The organism is Fuscovulum sp., assembly GCA_035192965.1.
Lineage (GTDB): Bacteria > Pseudomonadota > Alphaproteobacteria > Rhodobacterales > Rhodobacteraceae > Paragemmobacter.
In genome coordinates, this window is record CP136571.1 from 1,724,269 (window position 1) to 1,749,147 (window position 24,879).

Consider the following 24,879-nt stretch of genomic DNA (forward strand, 5'->3'; position numbering starts at 1 on the left):
ATTCGATCAGCCATGTTGCGGCCGATCTTGCCCTACGAGACTAAAGCCGAACTGTAGGGTTTGCTAGGCACAGGATGGCGGAGATCATTCATCGCCCCGAAGATCGGCACATCGCTGCTGGCAACCAAAGTATCTGTTCTCGGAACGAAGAATGCCCACCACCCGCAAAACCGTCCTTACCGCACTGCACGCGCGGCTGCAGCCGCTTGCCGCCCTCACCCTGCGTGACGAGGTGCTGCCCGAGCGGATCCCGGTGGCGGGGCTGATCATCCTGCGCGACGGCCAGCCGGGCGAGCCGGAGGTGACCCTGTCGCCATTGCGCTACCACTACCAGCACCGGGCGGAACTGGAGATCATCGTCCAGGCGGGCACCGGTCGGGCCAGCGCCTTCGACGACCTGATCGCCGCCATCGGTGCGGCGTTGGAAGCTGACCGGACCCTCGGCGGCCTCTGCGACTGGGTGGAACCCGAGGCCCCGGCCTCGGTTGATCTCCCCGTCGAAGGCGCGGCCGCCCTAACGGCGGCGGTGATCATGGTCGTTCTGCACTACACCACAACCGGCCCTCTGGCCTGACACCCCACATCCGAGGAGTCCCAAATGGCACCTGCGCAAGGCGCGCGGGCGCAGATGGCGCTTGCGTTCGAAACGAGTTATGGCACCCCGCCCGCGGGCGGGTTCACGAAGATGCCGTTCGCCAGCACCACGCTGAGATCGGAACAGCCGCTCCTGAACAGCGAACTCCTTGGCTACGGCCGCGACCCGCCGGCGCCGATCAAGGATGCGGTCACGGCGAATGGCAATGTCGTCGTACCCATCGATGCCTCGGCGTTCGGCTTCTGGCTGAAGGCGACCTTCGGGTCGCTCGTGACCACCGGTGCGGCACCGGGACCCTTCACTCACGAGTTCCGCTCCGGCGCCTGGTCCTTGCCGTCGATGTCCATCGAGACCGGCATGCCAGAGGTGCCGCGCTTCGCGATGTATTCGGGCTGCGTGTGTGACAGTCTCAGTTGGCAGATGCAGCGTTCCGGGCTGCTCACCGCGACCGAGAGCCTTGTGGCACAGGGTGAGACCATCGCCAGCACCTCCGCCGCAGGCACGCTGGCTGCCGTCGACCTTCAACGCTTCGACCATTTCAACGGGGCGATCACGCGCAACGGCCAGCCGCTCGGCAACATCATCTCGGCCGAGATCACCTTTGCCAAAAACCTCGACCGTGTGGAGACCATCCGCTCGGACGGCCGGATCGACGGGGCGGACCCGTCCATTGTCGCGCTGACCGGCAAGATCGAGGCGCGCTTCGCCGACCAGGTGCTGGTGAACTAGGCCATCGCTGGCGATCCCTGCGCGCTGACCTTCGCCCACAGCCTGCCCTCGGGGGAGAGTTTCAGCTTCACGGCGCACGCCGTCTATCTGCCGCGCCCGAGGATCGAGATCCCCGGCCCGCAAGGCATTCAGGCCACCTTCGACTGGCTGGCCGCACGCGACGCCACGCAGGGCCGGATGGACGATCTCTGGCTCGGCTTCCGATACGTGCCGCCCAACGGGGACGTGGACCTCATCACCGAAGGCAATGCGAGTTTCATCGAGTTCTTCGACGCGAACCAGGGTCGCATCGCACAGATCCAGCCGGTGGCCAGTACCAACCACTACCATGCCGTCGCGCGGGGCGACACGACCGTGCAGGGCAACTCAAGCTACACCCCGCCGAATGGCCAGCCACAATGGATCGATATGCGCGTGGCGGTGGGGGCCAGCATCACCATCGACTTCTACATCGATGGCGTCCTGCAAAGCTCGGCCACGGCCGCCAATACCCAAGCTAAGGGCAAGCCAGTCCAAATCGTCTTTCCGAATGTCGGACTGCGTGGCACCAGCAGCACCCGCACCTGGTACTATGCGCATTTCGCGGTGCTGGACGGCGTGTCGACGATCGGGCGGCGCTTCGTGCGGTATACCCCCAACGCGATCGCGACCTTCAGTCAGATGGCGGGCAGCATCGATGCGCTGAAGGACGAGGATGTCAGAACCCGGGTGTCGAGCAACGCGACCGGGCAGAGGTTGTCGTTTTCGCTGACTGGGCCAACCGGGCCTGCGGCGGTCGCGGCCATCGCGGGCGTGCATGTGAAGCAGGTCGCGCGGGCGGGGACAGTGGGGCCGCAGGCGGTCGCGGGTTTCCTGCGCATGGGCTGGGTCAATCATGATGCCGCTCCGGTGACCGTACCGACCCCCGCGCCAAGGTCGGCCTATTCTACATGGGCGCTGAACCCCGCTGGCAGCAGCGCCTGGACCAGCGTGACCCTGCCTGCCGAAGTCGGGATCCTGTCCGCATGAGCGCTGAGGCTTGCAGGATTGAACCAGTACCATCAGGTAGGATCTCAATCTCAGGCATTAAGCATGTGCTTAGGCATAGCCTTAAGCCTCCATGGTTAAGCCTGAGTGTCCGGTCGAAATGGGGGCCAGTTCACGGGGCCGCCATGGAGGCATGGGTGAAGATGCGGTCCATGGCGGATTTGAGGACGGACAGGATCAGTTCGAGCTGTGGATCCTGACGGCCAGACGCGGCCGTTTGTTCACCGGCAGGATCGAGGCCTCGGTCATCACGTCGATCCAGCGGCTTTTCTCGTCGAGATGCTGGCGGGAATCATAGTTCACGCTCTGGGGGAATCTGGAGGGTTCTGTGAGGTTCGCGGGCGCAATGCCGATGCAGCCGGACGGGTACCGGGCGGACCTCATTGAAGCCGGATTGAACGAACCTGCGGGGTGTCTGTCACTATGGGGATTGTGGTTCTGGCGCGGGCCCTGAGTGGAGGGCGCGAGGGCGGATATGCAGATCGATGGGGCCGGCTGGGCGGCCGCCGGGGTTGGTCTCGGCCTCTGGGGATCGGTGCAGCGATCCGGTCTGGTGTTTTATTGCCTCGTGTGTTGATTTCCACTGAGAGCTGACCCGGTTCGGCACCGGATTTCCATTGAGATTTGACCCATGTGACCCTCCCCCGAGCGAAGTGCGAGGGGGTCAACGGAGTGATCGACATGGGACTACTGAACGTGATCCGGAAGCTGCGCCTTCGACAGGGTTTGCCGATCCGCGAGATCGCGCGGCGCACTGGACTGTCGCGCTATACCGTCAAGAAGTATCTGAAGGCTGATGTCACCGAGCCGCATTTCGCGACGCCGGAGCGCCCGAGCAAGCTTGATCCCTTCGCCGAGAAGCTGGCGGGCTGGCTGAAGACCAATGCCAGCAAGCCACGCAAAGAGCGGCAAACGCTGACGAAGATGCGCGCCGATCTGGTGACGCTCGGCTTCACTGGCTCTTACAATCGTGTGGCGGCCTTCGCGCGAGAATGGCGAGCAGATCGGTAGCGAGAGCAGCAAACGACGGGTCGAGGGACGTTCGTTCCGCTGGCCTTTCGTGCTGGTGAAGCGTTCCAGTTCGACTGGAGCGAGGACTTCGCGGTTGTCGGCGGTGAGCGCACGAAACTTCAAGTCGCCCATATCAAGCTGTCGCACAGTCGGGCCTTTCTCTTGCGCGCCTATTCCTTGCAGACCCATGAGATGTTGTTTGATGCGCACTGGCACGCGTTCCGGGTCTTCGGTGGCGTGCCGGAGCGCGGGATCTACGATAACATGCGCACGGCAGTGGATCGTGTTGGCCGCGGCAAAGAACGACAGGTCAATATCCGCTTCCTCGCCATGGCGAACCACTATGTCTTCGAGCCGGAGTTCTGCAATCCAGCGGCAGGCTGGGAGAAGGGACAGGTCGAGAAGAATGTCCGCGACGCCCGTCACCAGATGTTGCAGGGCATGCCAAACTTCCCTGATCTCGCCGCGATGAACGCCTGGCTGGAAGAGCGCTGCTTCGAACTCTGGCACGAGACCGCCCACGGCATGCTGCCCGGAACCATCGCCGATGTCTTGGCAGAGGAACGGAGGACCTTGATGCCTCTGCCAGTGGCGTTTGACGGCTTTGTCGAGATGAGTAAGCGTGTCTCACCCACCTGCCTGATCAGCTTCGAGCGCAATCGCTACAGCGTTCCCGCATCCTTTGCGAACCGGCCTGTCAGCCTTCGGATCTATCCCGACTGGTTGGTCGTGGCGGCGGAGGGCAACATCCTGTGCGAACATGTCCGCCTGATCCAGCGCAGCCACAAGTTGCCCCCGAAGACGATCTATGACTGGCGTCACTATCTGGCGGTCGTGCAACGGAAGCCCGGGGCTCTTCGCAATGGCGCACCCTTCATCGAACTGCCGCCTGCCTTCAGGCAGTTGCAGGACCATATGCTGCGCAAGCCTGGCGGTGACCGCGAGATGGTGGACATCCCTTCACTCGTCTTGCAGCACGACGAACAGGCCGTGCTGACCGCTGTGGGATTGGCACTGACTGAGGGCGTGCCGACCAAGACCCATGTGTTGAACCTTCTGCACCGGCTGGTCGACGGCAAGGTGATCGGTGGTCCACCGCTGGATACCCCGCAAGCGTTGATCCTGCGGCGCGAGCCCAAGGCCAATGTCGAACGCTATGACGCTCTGCGCAGCCAGATCGCCGCGGGAGGCCGCCAGCTACATCCATGCAAAAGGCGCAACGCCGGTTGAGCAGTCGTTCCTGCCGGACAGTGACGGCCGCATGATTGTGCCCTTCAATGCAACGGAGCCTATTGCAATCATCAGAGGCAGCACGACCGCCACCAATCTGGGCTTCGCTCCGCATGGGGCAGGGCGGTTTGTATCTCGCGACCGCCATCGTCGCGAGCGGCTTCTGGGAAATGTGACAGAGCTAGAAATTCTTCAAGAAGAGACGCAGAGCGTTGATATGCGCTTTTACTGCGGGAAGATCGACATCACGGAGCTTCCCAGTGCATACAAGCCAGCCTCGGCGATCCTTTCTGCGATGGAACGGTTTGGCCTTGCAGAGGTGACGGATCGGATCGATCCATATGGCAACATCATGGCGGGGGACTGGGAACAGGACGCGCCCTGGCGGAAATCACGACAAAAGGTGGATGGAGCAAACCATGGAACTGACGGCACAAACTGAGGGTCCAGAAACAGAAGAACCCCGAGGACGTTGGGCGGCGTCAGCGCCGCCCGACCCACATTTTGGAGCGTATATTCGCCTGTGCCGAGAGACCTTGAAACAGAACGGCGAGGCCTTGTCGGTCAGGAAACTTGCGGGAGAGCTTGGAATTGAGCCTGCCTACCTGTCGAAAATAGAACGGGGCGTCTTTGCCCCGCCCTCGGAAGAGTTGATCGTAAAAATTGCTCGCCGACTTGGGGAAGATCCAGACCGCCTGTTGGCGCTGGGGGGGAAGATTGCCTCTGATTTGAAAGATGCCATTCGCGCGCGCCCGGAGCTTCTGAGCTCCCTTGTTCGCGCGGTGCGGGATCGACCCGATGCTGAAGTAGAGACACTGCTGCGAGAAGTGCGAGATGGAGACTGGTAAGCCGGGTGTGTTCCTTGCAGGTGAGCGAACTCTTTAGTTCAGGTTCCTGAACCTGGCCGCAACACAAGGTTGTAGCAACCGTTAGACTCCGGCCATGTGTGTTGTCTCCACTAGACCGAGAAGGGCAGACCGACGGTGCGTGTGAGGAGCAAGATTCCATGAAACGGTCCGTTTTGCATATTCTTCCCACTTATGGATACCAGACTTCGATTCTTTACAATCCTCGATCCGACGTTCTGTGGGCCTCAAACCGTTCGTCGTTCTCCGTAGGAAAGTCACCGAAACTTCGTTTGTTCCTATCGAGCGTTCAACGCTATTTTCCCGATCCAAGCCTACCGCAAGTGAAAAAAAATTACAAAAGCGGTTTGTAAAGAGTTCGCAGAGTCCTCTTATTAAAGTGCTGATTCAAAATCGTTTTTTGAGATATACGTCAGTGATTATTACTCTTTTTCGGAAAATTTTTTTCCATCCAGGCAGGCGAGCATCCACTCCCTGCGAGAGCTAAGTGTTCCAAGGAATGACAGGTTGTCAGGCAAATCCGTCTGTTTTCGCATGTCTGTCTTCGCCGCGTTGGGGTCAATTTTGGAGGGTTATGAACCCCTCGTGTCGGGTGTTCATCTGAGGATAAGCGCTGTTCTCGAGCCCGGTCGTTTCTGGTGTTCTTTCATCCAAAGGACTGGAGCCTTTCACTGTCGCACGTGGCTTTCTGCAACGGCCTACTGCAGGCTGGGTCGCGTTGAAAATCGAAGCCCTTGCCGATTTGGTCGCGGCTCACGATAATGCCTGCGATAAATGCGGGCTTGACATGAGACCTGTTGTCCGACGACGAGTAGGCGCTTTTCGATCGCTTTATCCTGTTGGCCCGCGCCTCGAACGGAGGTAGGTCCAGGAACCATAGTACTGGTGTGGTGGGGATATTCTGGATCGCGAGCATGCGGCCTTAGTGGTGCGGCTTGGCATACGAGTTCGGCAAATAGTCCAGCATCTATCGCTTGTTCCGGCGCTGTACCTTCGCACTCAGGAGAACAGATCCTGTCTGCGCAAAGAAAGTGTAGACTGGGGCTCGATGCTCTTCAGATGTAAGCGTTGCCGCGGAGGCACCCTGGAGCGATCGCGTATAATCGGAACAGACTTGTTTTTGAGCTTTTCAAATAGTATTTGACAACTGGATCTGCAAAGAGGCTGGAAGTCAGATCCCTCCAAGTGCTTGGGATGCTGTGGCCAGCCACTCCGATGCAGAGCCACATCTCTTGTTTTTTGAGCGCAGTTAAAGAACAATATGTTTGGCTCTGCGTATGGGGTGGGCATCACATAGTAGCCTTCGTCGGCAAGTGTCGAGGCCATCCATTGCTGCGCAGAGCCACTAATAAGGAGTCCACTGGACGCTGGCTCCTGACGCTAATCGGCCTCTTCAGATTAAACTACTTAGTGCGCGACAGCCTATCGCGGCAATTCCATGGGAGCAGATCGTCGATCTGGCTTTGCCTGTGCCCTTGGACGATGGCGATAAGCGTGGTTAACAGCCGTGCGTGGGGATCGACACCGTTCATTTTGCGGGTCTCGATCAGCGAGGCGATGATAGCCCAGCTTTAGGCTCCGGTGTCAACGGCGGAGTAAAATTGGGCCATGGGGCGGCGCAAAACTGGGCCACTTTGGATTTGAGCGAGACGTGGGAGATGGGCGGCGGCCAGTCAGCCGCGCTCTCCATATAGCTTGCGGGTGACTGGCCGCCTTGGACCGTCAGGTCCAAGTCTGATGCTTTGGATCAGGTGTTGTCGCCGGTCTTGCGCGCGCGACTTTGAGCAAGGCGATAGCTTTCGCCGTTCATCTCGAGGATGTTGACGTGGTGGGTCAACCGGTCGAGGAGCGCGCCGGTCAGCCGTTCGGTGCCGAAGGTCTCGGTCCATTCATCGAAGGGCAGATTGCTGGTGATCAGCGTGGCACCGCGCTCGTAGCGCTGGGAGATCATCTCAAAAAGCAGCTCGGCGCCGGTCTTGGACGGGGGCACGAACCCGAGCTCGTCGATGATCAGCAGCTTCACGGCAGCCATCTGCTTCTGGACGCGCAGCAGGCGGCGTTCGTCTCGCGCCTCCATCAGCTCGTTGACCAGCGCGGCGGCGGTGGTGAAGCTGACGGACATGCCCTTCTGGCAGGCCGACAGCCCCAGGCCCAGGGCAACATGGGTCTTGCCGGTTCCGCTGGGGCCAAGGGCGATCACGTTCTCACGCCGTTCGATCCATTCGCAGCGCGCCAGTTCCAGCACCTGCATCTTGTTCAGCTTCGGGATCGCCTTGAAGTCGAAGCTGTCGAGGCTTTTGGTGGCCGGGAACTTCGCAGCCTTGATACGGCGCTCGACCATCCGCCGCTCGCGGTCGATCAGTTCCAGTTCGACGAGGCGCGACAGGAACTGGACATGGTCCAACCCTTCAGCGGCGCATTGGCGCGCAACCTTCTCGTGTTCGCGCAGGAATGTGGGCAGCTTCAGCGTCTTCAGATGGTGGGCAAGCAGGATCTTCGGGGCCTCGGTCATTCCGCCGCCTCCGACATCAAGGCCATGTAGCTGGCCGCACGCGTCGTCTCGACGTTCGCCCGCGGCAGGTAGGGGTAGACATCGAGATCAAGCCTTGGGGGGCGCTTCTCCACCTGACAGAGCACGAGGTGCTTCACGGCGTCGAAGCCGACCGCGCCCAGCTTCAGGGCCTTCTTCACGGCGGCATGCAGGTCATCTATATCGAAGCTCTCGAGCAGACGCAGCACCTGCACGTACTCGCGGCGGCCCATCTTGAGCATGCGTGCCTCCATCAGGCGGCGCAAAGTCTGGAACTCTTCGGGCAGGTCCCATTCCGCCAGAGGCGCTGCCTGGTCCAAGGCATTGATCTTGCGCTCGATCAGCGGGAGGTAGTGAACCGGGTCGAAGATCATGTCCTCGCGATCGTAACAGCGCGGGTGTCGGGCGATGACCTCCCCGCGACAGCCGATCACGATCTCATCGACATAGCCGCGGATCCAGACATCCTGGTGGCCATAGGCGACCGGGACCGAGTAATCGTTGGTGTCATAGCGCACGAGAGACTGCGAGCTGACCCTGCCGCCCGCTTGGTCGCAGGCGTCCAACGGGGCGGCAGGCAATGGGCGCATCACCGCCAGATCGCGCTGCAGCCTCTCGCCGATCGTCTCCTTGTGACCCCGAAGAATGCGTGTGAGGCGTGCGCAGCACTGCCCTTCAAGATCGGCATTGAAGGCGTCCCAGCTGACAAAGTGGGGGATCGGCACCATGTGGTTGCGGCGGGCGTGGCCGACCATCCCCTCGACAGCGCCCTTGTCGTTCCCCTTCCCGGGCCGACCATAGCGATCCCGAAACAGGTAATGCGACTGCAAGCCGCTGAACAGCGTGGCGCGGATGCGCGTGCCATCTGGCTGGATCTTCGAGACCAGGCAGCGGTCGTTGTCGTAGAGCACCGACTGCGGCACCCCGCCGAAGAAGGCAAACGCGCGGACATGGCCGTCTATCCAGGCCTCCGCCGTCGCCGCCGGATAGGCCCGGACGAAATAGGCATCGCTGTGCGGCAGGTCGATGACGAAGAAATGCGCCTTCTGCTCGACACCGGCGATGACGACGACCGCTTCGCCAAAATCGGCCTGAGCATGGCCCGGCGGATGGGCCAGTGGCACGAACATCTCCCGGGTCCGCCGCTCATGCTCACGCACGTAATCCTTGACGATCGTATAGCCGCCGGTGAAGCCATGCTCGGCCTGAAGCCGTTCCCATATCCGCTTGGCCGTATGACGCTGCTTGCGATGCACGGCCTTGTCGGCTTCAAGCCAAGCGTCAATGAACTCGGTGAACCCGTCCAGCTTCGGCCGCCTGATCGGCTTGTCCCGCCGGTAGCCAGGCGGCACCGAGAAGGCCAACATCTTATCAACCGTCCCGCGCGAAATGTTGAAATGCTTCGCCGCCGCCCGCGCGCTCATGCCCTCGGCACACGCCAGACGGACCTTCTTGTAAAGTTCCACGGTATAGATCTCCCCACCCTCCCTGCTGCTGCAAGAAGGGAAAAGTGGCCGGATTTTACTCCGCCCGCAGCGAGACGATCCCGCCGCTACCGTGGCCTAATTTTGCACCGCCGTTTCCAGATCATCAGGTCAGCCTGAGCACCGGCCTCTCGAATGGATTCACGCAAAGCATCAAAATGAACCTCAAACCCAACATCATCGAGGTGAAGGTCAGCAAGGACAAGGATGTTCAAGTTTTACCTTCCGAGATCACAACTGTGAAACCAATTCAAAATCTTTTCTTAACATAACTTGAGCTTTTCAACTAACTTGTCACCCACCGCCTGCGCAAGATTGGTTCTCAAAAACATGGCCCTGTCCCTCTCACGACCATAAAGCCACCCAGATTCCGGACGCCATCTATCCGCCAAGATGCCGCTTGTGGAAAGTGACACCAAGAATGCATCAGCAGATACATCACCGGTACTGGGCATTCTTGTTAAATTTTCAATGTTCATTCTGACAGAAGCGGGCATCTCCTCAAAAGCTTTCTCAACAAGAATATCTACAGGTGGCTCCAAGATTCCAGCACTCCACAAGAGCTTGTGAGAGCCATCAATAAAGGAGCCGTCAGAAACAACGCCGATCGTCTGAAAAGCTGCTAGAAGATCCTCATTAACGAAAAGGATTTCATCACCCATACAAACGGGACGCATGAAACTGTAATTTTCGTCTGCAGAGTTCCGTGTAATATGAATTTCATAAAGACCAAATGATAAAAGAGCCACAACAACATCCTCTACTCTCAAATCTTCAGGAGGAGCACATTTATCATCAGAATGCCTCGTAACAAGATAGGCATTACCAGAAGCAATACCAAGACGGACTGCAAGCTCCGTGATCAAGTCGTAAGACAGGCCGCGCGCATCTACAAAAAGAACGGCACCAAAAAGATGTTTATCAATGAAATTGACAACATCTTTAAACCAAACATCAAGTGGTGTGTCTAATTTCATTCCTGAACCACAATTAACTTGATTGAAGATGCTGAACGTCCCGAGGCGCTCTACCAATAACCTCACGCAGATCATAAAGGTCTACAAAGTTCTCGGCTTGCCTTCGCAAATCATCCGCAATCAGCGGAGGTTGACTGCGAATGGTCGAAATCACAGTGACTCTCACACCCTTTTTTTGAAGGCACTCAACCAAAGGTGTGAAATCTCCATCGCCGGAAAACAGAACAATATGATCCAGGCGCGGGGCCAACTCAAGGGCATCAACCGCAAGCTCAATATCCATATTCCCCTTGATCTTGCGCCGACCTTGCGAGTCTGTGAATTCTCTGGCCAACTTTGTGCGAAGATGAAAGCCATTGTAAGATAAAAAATCTACTAAGGGCTTGATTGGGTTGTGTTCCTCGCCGTCCAACATGGCTGTGTAGTAGATTGCACGAACAAGCTTTCCACGCCTCATAAACTCCTGACGGAGAAGCTTGTAATCAATCTCTATAGACAAACTCTTCGCCGTGGCGTGAAGATTGGCACCGTCAATAAGTAAAGCTAAACGTTCATCTTTGTAGAACATGAGTATCTCCTTTAAGGTGTCTGAGTATAAAGGTTCTTCAAAGCTAATCAAGAGGTCGAGCGACAAGTGTAACGGGCAGGACCGCGATAAATCCTTAAGAATGACTCAAGAAGAACGATAAATTTAGAGATTGAAAGTTATGATAAACTTCGTGGCGCATTGCTAGACATTAAAAATCACGGTGGATCAAGTCTGGGGTGAAGACCCAGATGAAAGGCTGGGAAGCTGATTGATCGATATAGCAGCAGGACTTCACAAGAGCATCAGTGTCGGCAAACACCAGTGATTGTGGTTTTCGCGCATGAAATATGGTTAGCAAGACATTGTTTCTGCTTGAGGACATAACGTTGGGGAACTCCTGAGGGGCTTGTTCAACGAACGGGTCACTAGCCAGGCCGTTGGACATCAGGAGGTACATCGATAGACATACGAAGGATCAAACAGGGTTACCAATGGACAGTAACGGGTCACACAAAAGGTTGTAAAAAACCTGTTTAAATCAGAAGCTTGTCAGAGTAAGTAATGTTTTTCGTTGGTTTTTTACTTACTGGAGTGACTTTAAGCAGCTTTGGGTGACACAGGGTATGATTGAATTTATCAAGCAAGATTGCTTGGGTAACCTCCGGCAGGAATAAGGGTGGAGCGACGTGACGATGTGATGATCTTTGTTGTAAATGGTTGTTTTGTGATAATTTTTATCATGAGCAGACAAAGGGCAGACAGAAGAAGATTGAGCTGGCAGACATGCAAAAACGACCGTTTGCTGGTGACTTCCTAAAGTGTAAATTACGGGTCGAGGCGAAGGCCTTCGTCGTGGACCTTACAGAACAACGGCGGAGGTACAGACTTGCCGCTCAAAGGCAGCCAGCATTTGCATGAAGAAGCAATCTAGGCCACGGTATTCCAATGGAGCACCATGACGGGATATTCTCATGACCGTGCACAAACAAAGTGTCAGCTTCACTGATGCAGCCTTCAGCTTCGCGCGCGACTTGGTCGAGGCTGGCGAGTACCCCAATGTGAGCGCGGCGGTTTCCGGCGAACTGGCCCGCGCAAAGGCCGAAAGGGAAAGGGAACGGGCATTGTGGGAGCCTGAGGTTCAACGTCACCTCGCCTTGCGATCTGATCAATGGGAACCCGTTGCAGCACTTGGCACCTTCACAGCAGGTTCCCGCGCCCATCTGAACCGGCTCCAGTCGGCGCGCAACGGCAAAGAGACGCCTGATGCGCCAAAGTAAACACCGGCTGGTTGATCAGGACTTGACCGGTATTGTTAAGAATATCATTGATATCACCCAAGGCGATTTTGCGGCCGCTTCTCGACGCCTCCATAAAATCGATGCGCTGCTCACCGACATTTGGTATGCGTCTTGCCGGAAATCTTGAAGGCTGGCTGGTGCGACACGGCGGTAAAGGACATCGCCTGACCATCGTCTTTAAGGCCGATATCGAACGCGACGTCCTTCAAATCGCGCTTGTCGCCTTCGGCGGGCAGGAATGATGTCGACCGGCGAGAAAAGACGCGATTCGGAATACTGAATTGCGAAACAGTGGTCACACATCGAGGCGCACACCTTCGTCATGGACCGCGCGAGATAATGTAGTGACGCTGTCCAAGGCATCTTGAAACTCCGATCGTTTAACAGCGAAAAGATCTGCTTTCAAACCGGATTTTCGGCGCAGTTCCCAAAGAAGCACTGGCTCAAGAAAGGACTCGGGCGAAGTATCAGGCAAAATAGCAAGAATGTCCCAGTCGCTGTCCGGTCTGTGATCACCGCGCGCGCGACTTCCAAAGAGCCAAACTTCCTCCGCTGAGAGGTTCGATTTACACAGTTGGACGAGGAGAGAGAGGCAGGGTTCTTGCCTGTAGAGGCTCGCTGTCATGAATGCTGCTCTTAGTATCACTGTTGAGGTACTTTACAAGAGTTAGGGGTTCTCGTTCATGGCCTCGCCATGCGGCTCGGCACCACGATGAAAGCGCTACTTACAGCGTTGTTACGGTGAGGGGCTGTGCGAGTTGATTGATACCTTGCTTTTTTCTTCTTTGAAACAAGGCAAATGGATGGGTGTTTTTTCTTTCATGACCTTACGATGTTTACCCTAACGGGATCTGACTCTTTCAGATCCGATACCATGGTATCGCCTTCGAGGGTTTTATGCCTGCTTTGATCGTTGCTGATCTTCACCTGGATTTCTGGCTCGCCAAGAAGCGCGACCCCTTTGAAAATATGGAGGCTGGCCTCCTCGATTGCGTGGATGCATTGATCCTTGCAGGGGATGTTACGAACAAAGGCCATGTTCAATGGCGCCACGCGCTGCGTTGGTTAAGCGAGAGGGTTGATCTCGGTAAGGTCCATCTCTTTCCTGGAAACCACGACTACTACGGAGGGCGGATCGATCGGGACGACAAGCTGGCTGCCATCTGTAGAGAGGCAGGCGCAAATTTTGCCCAAAAAGCGGAAGTCATTGTTGGAAGTGATCGCTATCTATGCGCCACGCTCTGGACAGACATGAAATGGGGTGCCAACGGCGTTCAGTTTCACCGGCATGCGGTGGAAGGGAAAATGAACGATTTTCGCTCCATCCGAATCGAGGCGGCGGGCTTCAGAAAGCTGTATCCTGCCTATGCCGCAAGTGTGCATCACGATCATTTACGATGGATTGAGGATCGTCTCAATGCGCCGTTTGAGGGGCGCAGTTTCATTGTAACGCACCATGCACCACTGCCAGTTTGCTGTACGAAGCCGGAAGAAGATATCGCCTGCGCTTATGTATCCGATCTTTCAGAGTTCATCCGCAAGAAGAAGGCATCTGGCTGCCTTGACGGCTGGATCCATGGACATACCCATTTTCAAGGGCCTAGTGACTTCGAGGGGGTTCCGATCCTCTGCGCAAGCCTCGGATATCCGATTGAACACAGGGTTACACCGAGTGTGTTTGGTATTCTTGTTTAGGTGGCTGTCGCGTTGCGCATATTTGGAGCTACCTGATTTTAGGCGAGTTGCGCTACTGATGCTGGGTAATGGGACGCTGGGCGTGTGCGAATGTCTATCAAATGCAGCTAGCCGCCGTGCTGCCGTGAGATGCGCTGTCGCCAGCCAGCGTTTACAGGGCGTGTATGTTTATCCTGTCGCGCTTTCGGTGCCGCGCGACAATCAAGGTGAGACGCGTTCTCATCCAGATTGTCGCGCCATTCTTTCGGACCTCGAAGCATTCGTCACTGGGGATCTGAACCTGCAACAGGTCAGGGAGAGGGTTGTCGTCAGGTACAGTCGCCTTCAACCGAAAACGAAAACATGATGCGTGCCCGTGCCTGCTCGATGTTCCTTGCAGGATGTAGATGAACGACAATCAGATACCCGCGCATCATCGGATTGTGATGTGCACCCAAAAAGGATCATCTCCTTCCGTTACAGAGCGCCTTTGTTCTGTTACAGGAGCCCTAGACGCTTTATTGGCTTCCAACCCGATTGATGATCGAGACACCTGATCTTGTTGCCACACGACGTTGTCCTGATCAGCTTTTTGGCGTCCTCTTTGTTTCATGATGGCTGGCCCATAGAGGTGGGTCTCGCCACGGTGGAAAATGACGAGCCCGTCATCTGGTCCTCGCTGATCCGGCGCCAGGAGAGCTGGCCGATCACCGGCTGGTCCTTCACATCGCAAGAACAGCATCAGATTTCGCTGGAAACTCTCGCGGGTGCCCCTGCGGCTGCTGATGTGGCGAGCCAACTTCTGTCGGTAATCTGGAGGCGACCGGTTGTATCCGCCACACCTCGTTTCGATAGCAAGTGTCTTGCCCGGCTTTTTGCAGCTTGCGATCTGCAAGTGACCGTTCAGTTGATCGATTGGGACGCTTTCATCCGTGCCGAATATCCGGCAGCCGAGGTGGAGAACATCCTCTCGCAAATGGATGCTCCGCGTTTGGACCATCGCGTCGGCTCGATCCTCGAAAGAATGCTCACCGTTTCGCGGAGGGATGGGCAGAAAACGCCCGCTAATGCTGGCGCTGAGGACCTCAGTCTTCCATTCCCGTTCGGGGCTCCACATCAAACCAGTGCTTATTGACCGGGAGCTTCTTGGCGCGCTGCAGGATGTCACGACGTCCAACAGGTGCGAACTGCCACTGATCGACGCCGACATTTACGGCATTCCGGCTGCCCGGCCAGTTTTGGTGCACATGTCCGAAGAGCTGAATCGCGCCGCGCCGCGCATGCAGCCAGGTGATCATCGGATAGTGACAGAGCACGAAGAGCTGACCCTCGTCATTGACATAGGCAATGTCCGTCACGCTTTGCCATGCCAGTTCGCGGACCCATGCCTGGTCATGATTGCCAATGACGAGGTGTTTGCGGCCGGGCAGGGAGTGAAAACGTTGCGCAACGCGGTCGCGGTCACTTGCGCCTCCGAACGCGAAATCCCCGACGATCCAGAAATCGTCCTCAGGCGCGACCTTCGTACTGATCGCATTGCACAGATGGCTGTCCATCTCTGATACCGTCTGAAACGGACGATTGCAGAACCGAATGATGTTCGCGTGGTTCAGGTGAAGGTCGGCGGTATACCAGTGCATTTTTAATTCTCCCGGCCCGAAGGGGCCTCTCGTGGGGCGGCAGTTGGATCAGTGCAGGTGTAAAGCCGCTATGGTAGACGGCAGTGTGAGCATTATTGGTGCCGCGGCGTTGCGGTGCCACGCGATGAACGCATCCAGCGCGCGGCGCCTTTTGGGTCGATAGCTGCCGGCCTAGTTGAACGGCCGACGCCGTGCGCGGATCAGCATGTCCTCGATCGCGCGGTGCATCTTGCGAAGGCTCAACGCCCCGTTTGACACGAGTTCCGCGAGTTTTGTCCTGACTTCGTTGAGGATCAGACCTTCCGGGTCAGCCTTTTCGATCAGGTCAAGAGCTTGATCGAAACTCGGCATGCCGACCTCGAAGATTGCACAGCGGTCCTTCAGCGGTGCCGAGACGCCGTTGATGCTGTTGGCGGTCAGGATGAAGCTAACATGCGTGAGATCGACCTCGGTCTTGAGGAAAGGGCAGCGATAGCTTTTGCGGCTGACCTCTGAAAGAATGCCGAGAAGCGCATCAAGCGGGTTGCCGCCGGTGCGTCCTCCACCGCGGCCCCCCGCCTTCTCGACTTCATCGAAGACGCACAGCGAGGTGGCATAGGTTCCACTCGTTGCCAGCGTCACGGGTACGCCGGAGGAAGCAGTCGACCAAGTGCGCTCGCTGCCGGAGATGTCAAAGACGGCTGTCGCGCCTGCCATTTCGATACGACGCGAGTCAATGCCGAGATGACGCCCGAGGCTGCTGGCAAGCGTCGTCTTTCCGTAGCCTGCCGGTCCATAGATCAGCACCGGCGGCAAGCTGAAATCTTGCCCAGTCCGTTCCACAGCGGCGCGGTGAAGATAAGCAAGCGGCCTGCCCAGCCAGGGGGCGTCTTCATAGGCTGCAGCAAATGCGACATCGATCTCGTCGCGCGAAAGGCGCAGGGCGAGACGCGGCTTTGAGGCTTCTTTCAGGGGGACCTCATGGTCCTTCTTGCTGCTGTCGATGTTGAAGGCCGACACGGTCGCCGGAAAGACGATGCGCTCGCGTTTGCTGTTCAGCTCGCGCTTCAGCTTCCGATAGGCTTCATAGGCGACGAGGGGCAGCTTCTCCGTGATTCCGACTTCGGAGAGATCCGGAAGCTCGCACTCATAGGGAGGCGCATCGAACCAAACCGCAGCCACAGTCGGGTCGAGCCTCCTTGCGTCGATCTCAGCCATACGGGTTTCGACATGCCACGCCGGCATGCGCTTCAGGTTTGCCTCTGCACGCGCGCGATCTACGGGCGCGCCGTGGAGTTCCGTGAGAGTCAAGATGACCTTGTCGAGATCGAATGCCGGAGGGTTCGGCTCCGGAGGCTGTTCCGGCGTTTCGGTTGCGTCGAGAGCGCTCAACCAGGGCAATCCAGTGCCAGAATCGGTCGCGTTATCGTCCAGGTCGTCCGCCTCAGCGTCATGAGCGGCGTCAGCCACCGTCGCCTCGTTCTTGCCCAAAGGTGGAGACAAGTAGACGCGCCGGGCCTTCTCAAGCTCAACGCTGTCGGTTCCGTCATTTAGAGCCACGATCACTGCGCAGCAGAACTCGCTCCCCTGCCGGATAAGGTAATCCCGCAGGACAACTGCGTTCTGCAAGGGCTTGGGATGGGCCGCAGTCAGGCGCTTGATTGCGACATCTGCATAGATGGCGGCGAGTGCGGCAGCAGAGGGACTTTTGGGCGTGAGCATAGCGAAACCTCAATCACGGACGGAGAAATGGAAAAGGGCTGATGCGACTGATCTGCTTCCGGGGTGGCGCAAGAAGGGGCGCGGCCGGGGATTCTACCCCCTGACCGCTCATTCGAGTCGCGTTTCGGGAAGAAAGATCAGTTCCGGGGGAGAGAGGGGGTCTTGGCCTGACGTCCGGCCGCGCTCGTAATCACCGAAGGAGTGATAGTGACGGAGGCGGCGGTGACGGCTATGGCCGTGACACGCGCCGCAGGACCGACCTGCGGCTCGAGGCAGAGGTCCGGCGCATCAGCAGTGCAGAAACCAACGCTATCCGCCGCGTGACCAAGGATCAGCAACATGCTGGCGACCACAATCTGCTTCTCATGGTTATCGAGGATACCGCTACGATCATGCAACGCGGACGCGACCAAGCGACCGCTCAAAAGAAGCGGCACAGCAATAGACAGTGGAGAGTGCAACAGGGGGAGGGGCGTCATGACCTATTCCTTTCGAACACACGAACCAACCCACGCCACCTCAGGTGGCGTCAGCGCGTTTGGTTCATATGATCGATACGTGGGACATGATGGTCAGAACGTAGGCATCCGGCCTTAGCCCGTCAACAAATCTTTCGAGGGGGGCAGGTTTCTTGTGGCCGTGGCGTAGAGCATTTGTCGTGGTAGCTGGATTGAGAAGCTAAAGTTAGTCATCTTGTCACACAGCCTAACCTAAATTAAAACAGTAGAGCAGGCTGACGATGGAGTTAGCCGTTCCCCGTCTTCGTCAATGGGCTCCCAAACCTATGGCTTCTGTCTGAAGCGGAGGCACTGGGATATAGACGAACTTGGGCCATGAAAGTGGCGCCGGTCGTTAAAAAAACGAACCTACAGTGTGGTTCTACTTTTTCGAAAATGGTGGCCATGCTTTCTTTCGTCGTATTACCGTTTAACATGAAATTGACTCCAGCTGCATAAAGGGGAGCAAAGTCATGGTCGACACGTTGGACGGTGTTGCGGTTCTCGTTGATGGCGAGAATGTCAGTTCAAAGCATGCGGCTGCAATCCTAAGGGTGGCGCAGTCGATCGGCGTCCCGCAGGTGGTCCGTGTCTACCTCGACGCTCGTAGCGGCTCTGGTTGGCACAACGTAAATGGTTATCGCCTCATACACACCGGCGTTGGAAAGAATGTCACTGACATGTTTTTGGCGGTTGATGCGATTGAGCTTCGGCTTGCCAAATCGATGCGGCAGTTTGTTCTTGTGAGCTCAGATCGGGATTTTTCCCATCTGGTCATCCGTTTGCGGGAGAACGGAGCGCGTGTAACGGGCCTTGGTGAGAAGAAGACCTCTGAGGCATTCCGTGCGATTTGCGACACGTTCGTAGAACTTGAAGAAAAGACAACTTCGACCAAAGCGGTTGTCACGCGTTCGATTGTTCTGGATATGGATAAGAAAATCCGAGACGTAATCAAGGGTAGTAGCAGCGATGCACAGGGAATGCGGATTTCAGAACTTGCTCCGAAGATGCATCTCAAGCATGGCGTAAAGATCAGCACGCTACCTGAGAAAACTTGGCGCGGATACCTAGGCGCACGTCCGCACTTGTTTGAGCTGGATCCGCGTGGAGCAGATGCACGCGTTCGTTGCTTGCCAGAAGGCTTTCGCCAAAGTTAGCGGGAAGCTGCCACACCCCCTTTGTTTGGCGGGAAACCTAGCTGGGGGACTTCCGAATATCGAGCCCCGGTGAGCCCAGAAGAGTCGAGACCGGTACTGCTTTCGAATGCCGCGGCAGCAAAGGTTGCACGCACGAAATCCCTTCTTTTGTTGGCTCCAGAGTCGAGGCCGACCGCGCAAGGGAGCAGTAAGGCGACTCGGAAAAGAGCCTACTCGACGGCTGCGCAGTTACAGCTTTATGTCGAGGCGACGAAAAACTGATATCTTTGGGGAGAGCGCTCATGCGACCAATGCTCCTCGCCGGATCCCGTATTTCTTCATCTTTTCGATCATTGTGGTCCGGTTGAGCCTCAGCGCCTCGGCTGCTTGTGAAATGTTGCCCGCACGTTTGTCGATAGCCGCTTCGATCAGTGCCACCTCGATGTCTCTGATGTAGCAACGCAGATCGATTGCCCCGAGGCGTGCCAAGGCATCGTGGAACTCGGTGGGATCGGGGAGTTCGTCCCTCGTACCCGGGGCAACCTGAGGGATGACACAATCGGCCGTTTCCGTATCGGGCATTTCCATGGCGAGAAGATTTTCCCGAACATGGCGAGCAGTAATCATTCGACCGCCAAACATGACGAAGGCACGCATGACAATGTTTTTGAGTTCGCGAACGTTACCGGGCCAAGCGTAGCCCTGAAGCGCTCGCAGAGCGCCAAGATCGAAATGCGGGACATCGACTATGGGGTTCGAACGGGCTTGAAGGTCTATAAGCCTTGCGAGGATCAGCGGGATATCCGCGCTGCGCTCCACGAGGCTCGGGACAGTCACTGGAAACACTGATATCCGGAAGTAGAGATCAGCACGAAAGGCGCCTTTCTCGACAGCAGCCTCCATGTTCCGGTGCGTTGCCGTGACCAGCCGAAAATCGACCGCAACTTCCGAGGCGCCACCGACCCGCTGCACCCGACGCGTTTCCAGAACGCGCAGAAGCTTGGCTTGCAGCGCCAGAGGCATATCGCCAATCTCGTCGAGAAAGAGCGTGCCTCCTGCGGCTTGTTCAATACGGCCAACGCGCATCTTATCTGCACCGGTAAACGCACCTTTCTCGTGCCCGAAGAGTTCGCTTTCCAGAAGCTCCGCAGGGATCGCTGCACAGTTGACAGCGATCAGTGCGCCTTGGCGACCGGAGGCGCGGTGAATAGCCTCTGCAACCAGTTCCTTGCCGGCGCCGGTTGGGCCATTGACCATGACGGACGCATCAGAGGTTGCTACCGCCGCAATCATGCGCTTCAGTTTTACCATCGGGGTCGTCTCGCCGACGAGGATAGAGGCAAGTGTCGCGGTCGATACAGGTGCGGGCTGCGCTGCGACTTCAACTTCACTCCAGTGGCATGACATGATTGGCTCCCTACGGTTTGCGTTACTTCCTTTTTAGCTGGCCGTAGGTGTTTTTGGGCTTCTATGGGTCTGTTTTGGGTGTGAACTATGGGTGGCGTACATATTAACGGCAGAGAAAACCCATTCTTTCGTTTGTACTGTTAAAATGAATGTTAACATTTTAAGTATTGGTCGTTGTCCCGTGACCTGTGCGCCCACAAAAAGCACGATCCTTTTGCTCAGTTAAGGAATCAAGCGTGCAGGTGAGCGCCTCTGAACGGTGTACTAAAAAATCATAAACCGCTGAGGAAAAAAATGACAAAGGTGGAGAAAGCTGGCTGGCGGGTTGTGAGGATGAATAACTATCAAGGCTTTGGATGGAAGAGATGCTTCTCTTTTAAAATATGTTAAAATACCAGTCTGGAAATATGAGCAAACTGAAGAAGCTGCTGCTGAATGCCCAACTGCGCGCGGCCCACTCGGTGATGTATGTGGGCGCCTCTTCGTCCCGCCCCATCGGTGTATCTGTTTACAAGATCAACCGACAGGGCAGGGGTAGGTTGTAATGTCGCCGGCGAAACGGCTTCGATCCACCGTTCGCTGCACATGACGATGCCGATCACGCTTTCCGGTCCGTGAACTCTGCCGCGATTTCTGCGACCTGCTCCTGCGTGAGGTGCCCGGCATTGAAGAGGGCATCACTCAACGCGGTGTGCAGAGCGCGATGTTTGCGGATGATCTCCTTGGCTTGGTCGAGGCCTCTGTTCAGATGGGCCGTCACCCGTTCTGACAGTTCGAAATCCGTCCGCAGCAGGGCGCGGGCTTCCTCCGGCGGGCCGGACCAGAGGAGCCCGGAGGACCCAAGGCCGGTGCTGCTTTCGAGGACCGCGGCGGCGCTGGTTGCGCGGGCGAGATCGCTTTCGGTATTGCCCCCGGAGCCGAGGCTGGCCTCGCCAAGGACCAACTGTTCGGCGGCAAAGCCGCTCAGCAGGGTGCTGATCTCATCCTGGATGTCGCGCGCCGTCGAAAATCCTTCCGTGCGATGCCGGACGACCATGCCCCCAGAAGGATTGATTGTCATGCTCTCCACGGCACCAACCCTCGATGCGATCATGGCCACGGCATGGCCTGCTTCATGCACGGCGATGCGCCTGCGTTCTTCGACCGACATCGCCCCAAGGCCGGCCGAGAGAATGGCTTCGATATCGGCAAGTCGCATCGGGCGACGTTCCTGCCGGGCCTGCGCCCTCGCGTCGCGCACGACAGCGGCGCATTCCGCAGGCGAACGGCCCATGGCGAGCGAACGAAGGCTCGACAGATCCGCATCGGGAAGGTCATCCCGCAGATGCCACCGAAAGACCTGCGGCAGCAGATCGGAGGAGGGGGGATCAAGGCGGATGTGCAGATCGAACCTTCCGGCCCGGATCAGCGCCGGATCGACGTTGTGCAGATGGTTCGTTGCCGCAATCACGACGACGCCTTCGCGATCGCCTACGCCATCGAGCAGAGCGAGGTAGGCCGCCACCAGACCATCGGTATAGGCGCTGTTGTGATCGCGGCGGTTCCGATTGCCGATCGCATCGACCTCATCCAGAAACAAGATGGAGGGTGCCGTCTGTTTTGCGCGTGCCATGGCGTCGTTCATGGAGCGAATTGCATTGTGCAAGGATCCTGCTCCCTGGGCCTTTGACGGCCCGGCTTCGATCAGGGGGAGCTTGGCATGGGCGGCGAGCACGCGCGCAAAGTCGGTCTTGCCGGTACCCGGGGGGCCGTGCAGGACCACGCCGCGCAGGCAGTCGTCCCAATCCAGGGCGCCGCTCTTCCAGGCTTCGAGATCCGTGATCAACCGCTGTGCTGCGGCGCGCGCCTTAGGTGCCAGCGGATAGGCCGAGAAATCGCCCTCGATCAGCTTCTTCGGCAGAGCGCGATGGATATCGGCTGCAACCTGCAGCGAGGTTGGCTTGCGCAAGGAAAGTTCAAGGTCCTCCACCTTGAGCGTCCGGAGGGCCGCATCCTCGGGAAGGAGCTTCTTCAAGGCAGCGGAGGCTACGGTTCCCGTCACGGAATGGCTCAACCGAAGCAGAAACGTGAGGCTCTCCTGATCGAAGGGGGTCACGGAAAAAGAGTGATCCGCTCTCTGCCGCAAGGTTCTGGGAATGGGCAGGTCTGCAGGTGCGATCACGATCACCGGGGCCCCCGATGACAGCGCCATGCGGGTCTCCTCGCTCAGCGCTTCTTTGCGCAGGGCGCGTTCCGTAAGTTCAAGGATGGTGATGCCCCCATTCCGTGCCTTTGTCTCGAGGAGGGGCAGGAGCGCCTTGCGACACAGCTTGGCGGTCGTTCTCACATGCTCTTCGCCCCAGACCTCCAGAAGCAGCACTTCGCCCGGACGGGTGCGGGCCTTCATGGCCGCGAGGGATCCGAAGCTGCGGGCAAGAGCGACGAGCGGGATGAGGAAGCCCGGCTGCAGCATCACCTGAGGCCGCGCGTCTTCGCTGTCCACAGGGCGGGCATAGGGGTCACTTCCGCGTTCGATCTCCGCGCGGATCGCCTCCCGTGACATGGCTGCGGCCGCAGAACCTGCGGCAGACCGGGCCGGTGCAGTGGCAAGATCGCTCGGCGAGCCGCGGAACAGGCTTGCGGTATCGGGATTTGCCGCAAGCGTGTTCAGCATCTGCACCCCAAGCTGCTGCCAAGGGGACTTGGGACGGATCGTCACAAGCTTCCGCGGCTTGCGCTTCCGTTCTGCCTTCGGGACCTCGACGTCCTCGGGATCCCACTGCAGGTCGGCCATGATGTCATCCAGCATGTCCCCCTCTTCTTCCGCACTGCGCTTCAGGCGGTTAAGGAGCAGGCCGGATGCCTCGGGGGCCTGGCCAGTGGTGATGCTGGCCTCGGCGGTGGGGCTGCTGTCCGCGGGCGAGGCGCTGTCGGGAAGCGCGCTGCCGTTGGGCTGGCTGTCGGGCGACGGGCTGGCAGGAGCGCTGCTGGCGTGGGGGGCAGTGGTGAAGCCGGTCTTGGGCGTCTCCGTGAAGCTTGCGGTGTCGGTGGCCATCGGCGGGGGAGGGATGTGGCTCATGGGTGCTCTCCGTGAAAAGGACAAAAGTGGGGGGGCTCGCAGCCACGCGGCTGCGAGGGAGGAGGTTTGGGTCAGACGGGGTGAAGATCGTCTGTCCGCGCTGCGGTATGCCCGGCGTCGGAGGGGCTGACCCTTTGCAACACTGTCGGGCAGGGGCGGGAGCGGCTCCTTAGGAGGGGGTGACGTCCATCATATGCGGCCTGAGGGCGGCAAAGAGGCTCTCTTGGGGAAAGTCGAGGATGTGGCGCAGAAGAAGCGGCGTGATCGTCACGCTGTGCCCCTGTTCCCTCGTGAAATAGACCGCGTTGAGTGGCAAGATCACACAGACCTTGATGTCGTAATCCCCGGCCTCATAGGGACGCCGGCCCTGACCACTGCGGCTATAGCCCTTCGCGAAGGTGAAGACATAATTGCCCATCGCATTGGGCGCGGTCTGGGTCTTGATCTGCATGCGGTCGAAGACCCGCGGCGTGATGATGAGGTGGCGGTCAAACGGCTCGTCCTCGAAAGAGGGGAGGCTCCGCAAGCCATAGCGGTGGGTCACGGAGTCGACGAGAAATTCGCCGGAACGCCCGATCTGCTTGGCAAACTGGCTGCGGATGGCCGGCTCGACTTCGGGATAGGCGGCAAGCGCGTGCATCGGGTGATCAAAGCGACGGATGAGAGAGGCGAGGGTCGGGGGCGGGGCAAAGCCCGGAAGGGTGAGCTGGGTCATGAAAGACCTCCATGAAAAGACGCAGGATGAGCCCCGTGCGGTCCAAAGGCCGACACGGGGAAACGATGGGAGAAGGGGCGGCGGCGCAGCGGTCACGCCGAGAGGGCAGAACCGGCACGAGGTGGGCAGCGAAGTCGTTGCCCAAAGGGGCAAGTGACACAGCTGGTCTCTTGGCCTAGCCATGCGCGGACCGAGGCAGGGCGCAGCGCATGGCTGGCCCGTCCCCTGGCGGGGTCTACGCCGCGCCCTGGTTACAGCGCAGGGATGTCCTCGGGGTCGGGGCCGAACAGCGCGCGATCCAAGCGGTCAAGGCGCTGGAAGGCGAGCCCGATCATCTGGGCCACGATCTGATCATTCCTGCTGCCCCGTCCGGGCTCCCAGAGTTCACAGTCGCGCATCTGCTCAAGGAAATGGCGGCGATCACTATTGTCCTCAATGCCGAAGAAGGACCGGATGAAGACCGCCGCACAGGAGAGGCGTTCGTCAACGGCCAGCACAGGCGTGGCCTGGATCGCGGCCGTGGTGGCCCGCGTGATCACAGCGGCGATCTCAGCCTCGTCGGCGTCCAGCGACGCATAGGCCGGATCGAAGCTTGCCGGATCGGACTGCATCTCGGCAATCTCTGCGGCATTTGCCAGCGCGGCAACGAGGGCCGTGAAGGCGACAAAGGTCGGGGTGGGGAAGAGCGGGTCTTTCAGCGCGCGATTGGCGCTGCTAGGGTCGAAAACAGTCATCGGCAAATCTCCTATCAAGATCTGTTGGTGGCGAGGGCGGAG

22 protein-coding genes and 4 pseudogenes are annotated in these 24,879 nt (G+C 58.2%); 12 read left to right on the forward strand and 14 right to left on the reverse strand.

Going from position 1 to position 24,879, the window contains the following annotated elements; all coding sequences use genetic code 11:
* Nucleotides 1-151 precede the first annotated feature (151 nt).
* The 3 genes and pseudogenes from RSE12_08485 to RSE12_08495 all read left to right on the forward strand — a co-directional run bounded on the left by RSE12_08485 (nt 152) and on the right by RSE12_08495 (nt 2,332).
* Entirely contained in the window at nt 152-574 is a 423-nt protein-coding gene (locus RSE12_08485; protein WRH64351.1) for an acyl-CoA transferase, read from the forward strand.
* A gap of 24 nt (nt 575-598) precedes the next feature.
* Nucleotides 599-1,504, forward strand: a pseudogene (locus tag RSE12_08490) (phage tail tube protein).
* On the forward strand, nt 1,502-2,332 hold the full coding sequence (locus tag RSE12_08495; GenBank protein WRH64766.1) for an FscB: 831 nt from the start codon (nt 1,502-1,504) through the stop codon (nt 2,330-2,332). Before RSE12_08490 ends, RSE12_08495 begins: the two are co-directional and overlap by 3 nt.
* Nucleotides 2,333-2,527: 195 nt before the next feature.
* On the opposite strand, the pseudogene RSE12_08500 reads toward RSE12_08495, so the two are convergent.
* A pseudogene (locus RSE12_08500) lies at nt 2,528-2,647 on the reverse strand (major capsid protein).
* 384 nt (nt 2,648-3,031) lie between these two features.
* On the opposite strand from RSE12_08500, the pseudogene istA (RSE12_08505) reads away from it, so the two are divergent.
* From istA (RSE12_08505) to RSE12_08515, 3 genes and pseudogenes are all read left to right on the forward strand, one after another.
* Nucleotides 3,032-4,591, forward strand: a pseudogene (gene istA / locus RSE12_08505) (IS21 family transposase).
* The gene (locus RSE12_08510; protein WRH64352.1) at nt 4,518-5,033 is read left to right on the forward strand and encodes an RtcB family protein; all 516 of its coding nucleotides are present in this window, start codon (nt 4,518-4,520) and stop codon (nt 5,031-5,033) included. The pseudogene istA (RSE12_08505) and the gene RSE12_08510 overlap by 74 nt, the downstream one beginning before the upstream one ends.
* Nucleotides 5,011-5,439, forward strand: coding sequence for a helix-turn-helix transcriptional regulator (locus tag RSE12_08515; protein ID WRH64353.1), 429 nt, complete (start codon nt 5,011-5,013; stop codon nt 5,437-5,439). Before RSE12_08510 ends, RSE12_08515 begins: the two co-directional genes overlap by 23 nt.
* Nucleotides 5,440-6,860: 1,421 nt before the next feature.
* Here RSE12_08515 and RSE12_08520 read toward each other — a convergent pair.
* From RSE12_08520 to istA (RSE12_08530), 3 genes and pseudogenes are all read right to left on the reverse strand, one after another.
* Nucleotides 6,861-7,055, reverse strand: a pseudogene (locus RSE12_08520) (transposase domain-containing protein).
* 149 nt (nt 7,056-7,204) lie between these two features.
* Nucleotides 7,205-7,969, reverse strand: coding sequence for an IS21-like element helper ATPase IstB (istB, locus tag RSE12_08525; protein WRH64354.1), 765 nt, complete (start codon nt 7,967-7,969; stop codon nt 7,205-7,207).
* Nucleotides 7,966-9,411: an IS21 family transposase gene (gene istA, locus RSE12_08530; protein WRH64767.1), complete on the reverse strand. Its 1,446-nt coding sequence runs from the start codon at nt 9,409-9,411 to the stop codon at nt 7,966-7,968. The genes istB and istA (RSE12_08530) overlap by 4 nt, the downstream gene beginning before the upstream one ends.
* 86 nt (nt 9,412-9,497) lie before the next feature.
* Between istA (RSE12_08530) and RSE12_08535 the strand changes: the two genes are divergently transcribed.
* Nucleotides 9,498-9,743, forward strand: a complete 246-nt coding sequence (locus RSE12_08535) for a hypothetical protein (GenBank protein ID WRH64355.1) — start codon at nt 9,498-9,500, stop codon at nt 9,741-9,743.
* On the opposite strand, the gene RSE12_08540 is transcribed toward RSE12_08535, so the two are convergent.
* Both RSE12_08540 and RSE12_08545 read right to left on the reverse strand, forming a co-directional pair.
* Nucleotides 9,735-10,448: a hypothetical protein gene (locus RSE12_08540; protein ID WRH64356.1), complete on the reverse strand. Its 714-nt coding sequence runs from the start codon at nt 10,446-10,448 to the stop codon at nt 9,735-9,737. The genes RSE12_08535 and RSE12_08540 overlap by 9 nt on opposite strands.
* Before the next feature lie 13 nt (nt 10,449-10,461).
* Complete coding sequence (locus tag RSE12_08545) at nt 10,462-11,016, reverse strand: NYN domain-containing protein (protein WRH64357.1); 555 nt, start codon at nt 11,014-11,016, stop codon at nt 10,462-10,464.
* Between the two features lie 932 nt (nt 11,017-11,948).
* Here RSE12_08545 and RSE12_08550 point away from each other — a divergent pair.
* Both RSE12_08550 and RSE12_08555 read left to right on the forward strand, forming a co-directional pair.
* Nucleotides 11,949-12,254 (forward strand): hypothetical protein, encoded by a 306-nt coding sequence (locus tag RSE12_08550; protein WRH64358.1) that lies wholly within the window; start codon nt 11,949-11,951, stop codon nt 12,252-12,254.
* 68 nt (nt 12,255-12,322) lie between these two features.
* Nucleotides 12,323-12,517 (forward strand): hypothetical protein, encoded by a 195-nt coding sequence (locus tag RSE12_08555; GenBank protein WRH64359.1) that lies wholly within the window; start codon nt 12,323-12,325, stop codon nt 12,515-12,517.
* 53 nt (nt 12,518-12,570) lie between these two features.
* Here RSE12_08555 and RSE12_08560 read toward each other — a convergent pair whose 3' ends face one another.
* Nucleotides 12,571-12,900, reverse strand: coding sequence for a nucleotidyltransferase domain-containing protein (locus tag RSE12_08560; GenBank protein ID WRH64360.1), 330 nt, complete (start codon nt 12,898-12,900; stop codon nt 12,571-12,573).
* Between the two features lie 272 nt (nt 12,901-13,172).
* On the opposite strand from RSE12_08560, the gene RSE12_08565 reads away from it, so the two are divergent.
* Both RSE12_08565 and RSE12_08570 read left to right on the forward strand, forming a co-directional pair.
* Nucleotides 13,173-13,970, forward strand: coding sequence for a metallophosphoesterase (locus RSE12_08565; GenBank protein ID WRH64361.1), 798 nt, complete (start codon nt 13,173-13,175; stop codon nt 13,968-13,970).
* A gap of 541 nt (nt 13,971-14,511) precedes the next feature.
* Entirely contained in the window at nt 14,512-15,084 is a 573-nt protein-coding gene (locus tag RSE12_08570) for a hypothetical protein (protein WRH64362.1), read from the forward strand.
* Here RSE12_08570 and RSE12_08575 read toward each other — a convergent pair.
* The 3 genes from RSE12_08575 to RSE12_08585 all read right to left on the reverse strand — a co-directional run bounded on the left by RSE12_08575 (nt 15,035) and on the right by RSE12_08585 (nt 17,769).
* Nucleotides 15,035-15,589 (reverse strand): metallophosphoesterase, encoded by a 555-nt coding sequence (locus RSE12_08575; protein ID WRH64363.1) that lies wholly within the window; start codon nt 15,587-15,589, stop codon nt 15,035-15,037. The two genes, RSE12_08570 and RSE12_08575, sit on opposite strands and share 50 nt — an antisense overlap.
* 171 nt (nt 15,590-15,760) lie before the next feature.
* Nucleotides 15,761-17,290: an AAA family ATPase gene (locus tag RSE12_08580; protein WRH64364.1), complete on the reverse strand. Its 1,530-nt coding sequence runs from the start codon at nt 17,288-17,290 to the stop codon at nt 15,761-15,763.
* A gap of 137 nt (nt 17,291-17,427) precedes the next feature.
* Nucleotides 17,428-17,769, reverse strand: a complete 342-nt coding sequence (locus tag RSE12_08585) for a hypothetical protein (protein WRH64365.1) — start codon at nt 17,767-17,769, stop codon at nt 17,428-17,430.
* 491 nt (nt 17,770-18,260) lie between these two features.
* On the opposite strand from RSE12_08585, the gene RSE12_08590 reads away from it, so the two are divergent.
* On the forward strand, nt 18,261-18,944 hold the full coding sequence (locus RSE12_08590) for an NYN domain-containing protein (protein ID WRH64366.1): 684 nt from the start codon (nt 18,261-18,263) through the stop codon (nt 18,942-18,944).
* 279 nt (nt 18,945-19,223) lie between these two features.
* Here RSE12_08590 and RSE12_08595 read toward each other — a convergent pair whose 3' ends face one another.
* From RSE12_08595 to RSE12_08610, 4 genes are all read right to left on the reverse strand, one after another.
* Nucleotides 19,224-20,330 carry a sigma-54 dependent transcriptional regulator gene (locus RSE12_08595; GenBank protein ID WRH64367.1) on the reverse strand — a complete coding sequence of 369 codons (1,107 nt, stop codon included), beginning with the start codon at nt 20,328-20,330 and terminating at the stop codon, nt 19,224-19,226.
* A gap of 598 nt (nt 20,331-20,928) precedes the next feature.
* Entirely contained in the window at nt 20,929-23,118 is a 2,190-nt protein-coding gene (locus RSE12_08600; GenBank protein WRH64368.1) for an AAA family ATPase, read from the reverse strand.
* Nucleotides 23,119-23,557: 439 nt separating this feature from the next.
* The gene (locus RSE12_08605; protein ID WRH64369.1) at nt 23,558-24,103 is read right to left on the reverse strand and encodes a hypothetical protein; all 546 of its coding nucleotides are present in this window, start codon (nt 24,101-24,103) and stop codon (nt 23,558-23,560) included.
* Nucleotides 24,104-24,354: 251 nt separating this feature from the next.
* Nucleotides 24,355-24,837 carry a hypothetical protein gene (locus RSE12_08610; GenBank protein WRH64370.1) on the reverse strand — a complete coding sequence of 161 codons (483 nt, stop codon included), beginning with the start codon at nt 24,835-24,837 and terminating at the stop codon, nt 24,355-24,357.
* Nucleotides 24,838-24,879 lie beyond the last annotated feature (42 nt).

Excerpts from the sequence above, each read along its gene's own strand:
- RSE12_08485 (WRH64351.1), top strand. The coding sequence starts at position 152 with ATGCCCACCACCCGCAAAACCGTCCTTACCGCACTGCACGCGCGGCTG.
- RSE12_08495 (WRH64766.1), top strand. The coding sequence starts at position 1,502 with ATGGACGATCTCTGGCTCGGCTTCCGATACGTGCCGCCCAACGGGGAC.
- RSE12_08510 (WRH64352.1), top strand. The coding sequence starts at position 4,518 with ATGACGCTCTGCGCAGCCAGATCGCCGCGGGAGGCCGCCAGCTACATC.
- RSE12_08515 (WRH64353.1), top strand. The coding sequence starts at position 5,011 with ATGGAACTGACGGCACAAACTGAGGGTCCAGAAACAGAAGAACCCCGA.
- istB (WRH64354.1), bottom strand. The coding sequence starts at position 7,969 with ATGACCGAGGCCCCGAAGATCCTGCTTGCCCACCATCTGAAGACGCTG.
- istA (WRH64767.1), bottom strand. The coding sequence starts at position 9,411 with ATGAGCGCGCGGGCGGCGGCGAAGCATTTCAACATTTCGCGCGGGACG.
- RSE12_08540 (WRH64356.1), bottom strand. The coding sequence starts at position 10,448 with ATGAAATTAGACACACCACTTGATGTTTGGTTTAAAGATGTTGTCAAT.
- RSE12_08545 (WRH64357.1), bottom strand. The coding sequence starts at position 11,016 with ATGTTCTACAAAGATGAACGTTTAGCTTTACTTATTGACGGTGCCAAT.
- RSE12_08550 (WRH64358.1), top strand. The coding sequence starts at position 11,949 with ATGACCGTGCACAAACAAAGTGTCAGCTTCACTGATGCAGCCTTCAGC.
- RSE12_08560 (WRH64360.1), bottom strand. The coding sequence starts at position 12,900 with ATGACAGCGAGCCTCTACAGGCAAGAACCCTGCCTCTCTCTCCTCGTC.
- RSE12_08565 (WRH64361.1), top strand. The coding sequence starts at position 13,173 with ATGCCTGCTTTGATCGTTGCTGATCTTCACCTGGATTTCTGGCTCGCC.
- RSE12_08575 (WRH64363.1), bottom strand. The coding sequence starts at position 15,589 with ATGCACTGGTATACCGCCGACCTTCACCTGAACCACGCGAACATCATT.
- RSE12_08580 (WRH64364.1), bottom strand. The coding sequence starts at position 17,290 with ATGCTCACGCCCAAAAGTCCCTCTGCTGCCGCACTCGCCGCCATCTAT.
- RSE12_08585 (WRH64365.1), bottom strand. The coding sequence starts at position 17,769 with ATGACGCCCCTCCCCCTGTTGCACTCTCCACTGTCTATTGCTGTGCCG.
- RSE12_08590 (WRH64366.1), top strand. The coding sequence starts at position 18,261 with ATGGTCGACACGTTGGACGGTGTTGCGGTTCTCGTTGATGGCGAGAAT.
- RSE12_08595 (WRH64367.1), bottom strand. The coding sequence starts at position 20,330 with ATGTCATGCCACTGGAGTGAAGTTGAAGTCGCAGCGCAGCCCGCACCT.
- RSE12_08600 (WRH64368.1), bottom strand. The coding sequence starts at position 23,118 with ATGCTGGATGACATCATGGCCGACCTGCAGTGGGATCCCGAGGACGTC.
- RSE12_08605 (WRH64369.1), bottom strand. The coding sequence starts at position 24,103 with ATGACCCAGCTCACCCTTCCGGGCTTTGCCCCGCCCCCGACCCTCGCC.
- RSE12_08610 (WRH64370.1), bottom strand. The coding sequence starts at position 24,837 with ATGACTGTTTTCGACCCTAGCAGCGCCAATCGCGCGCTGAAAGACCCG.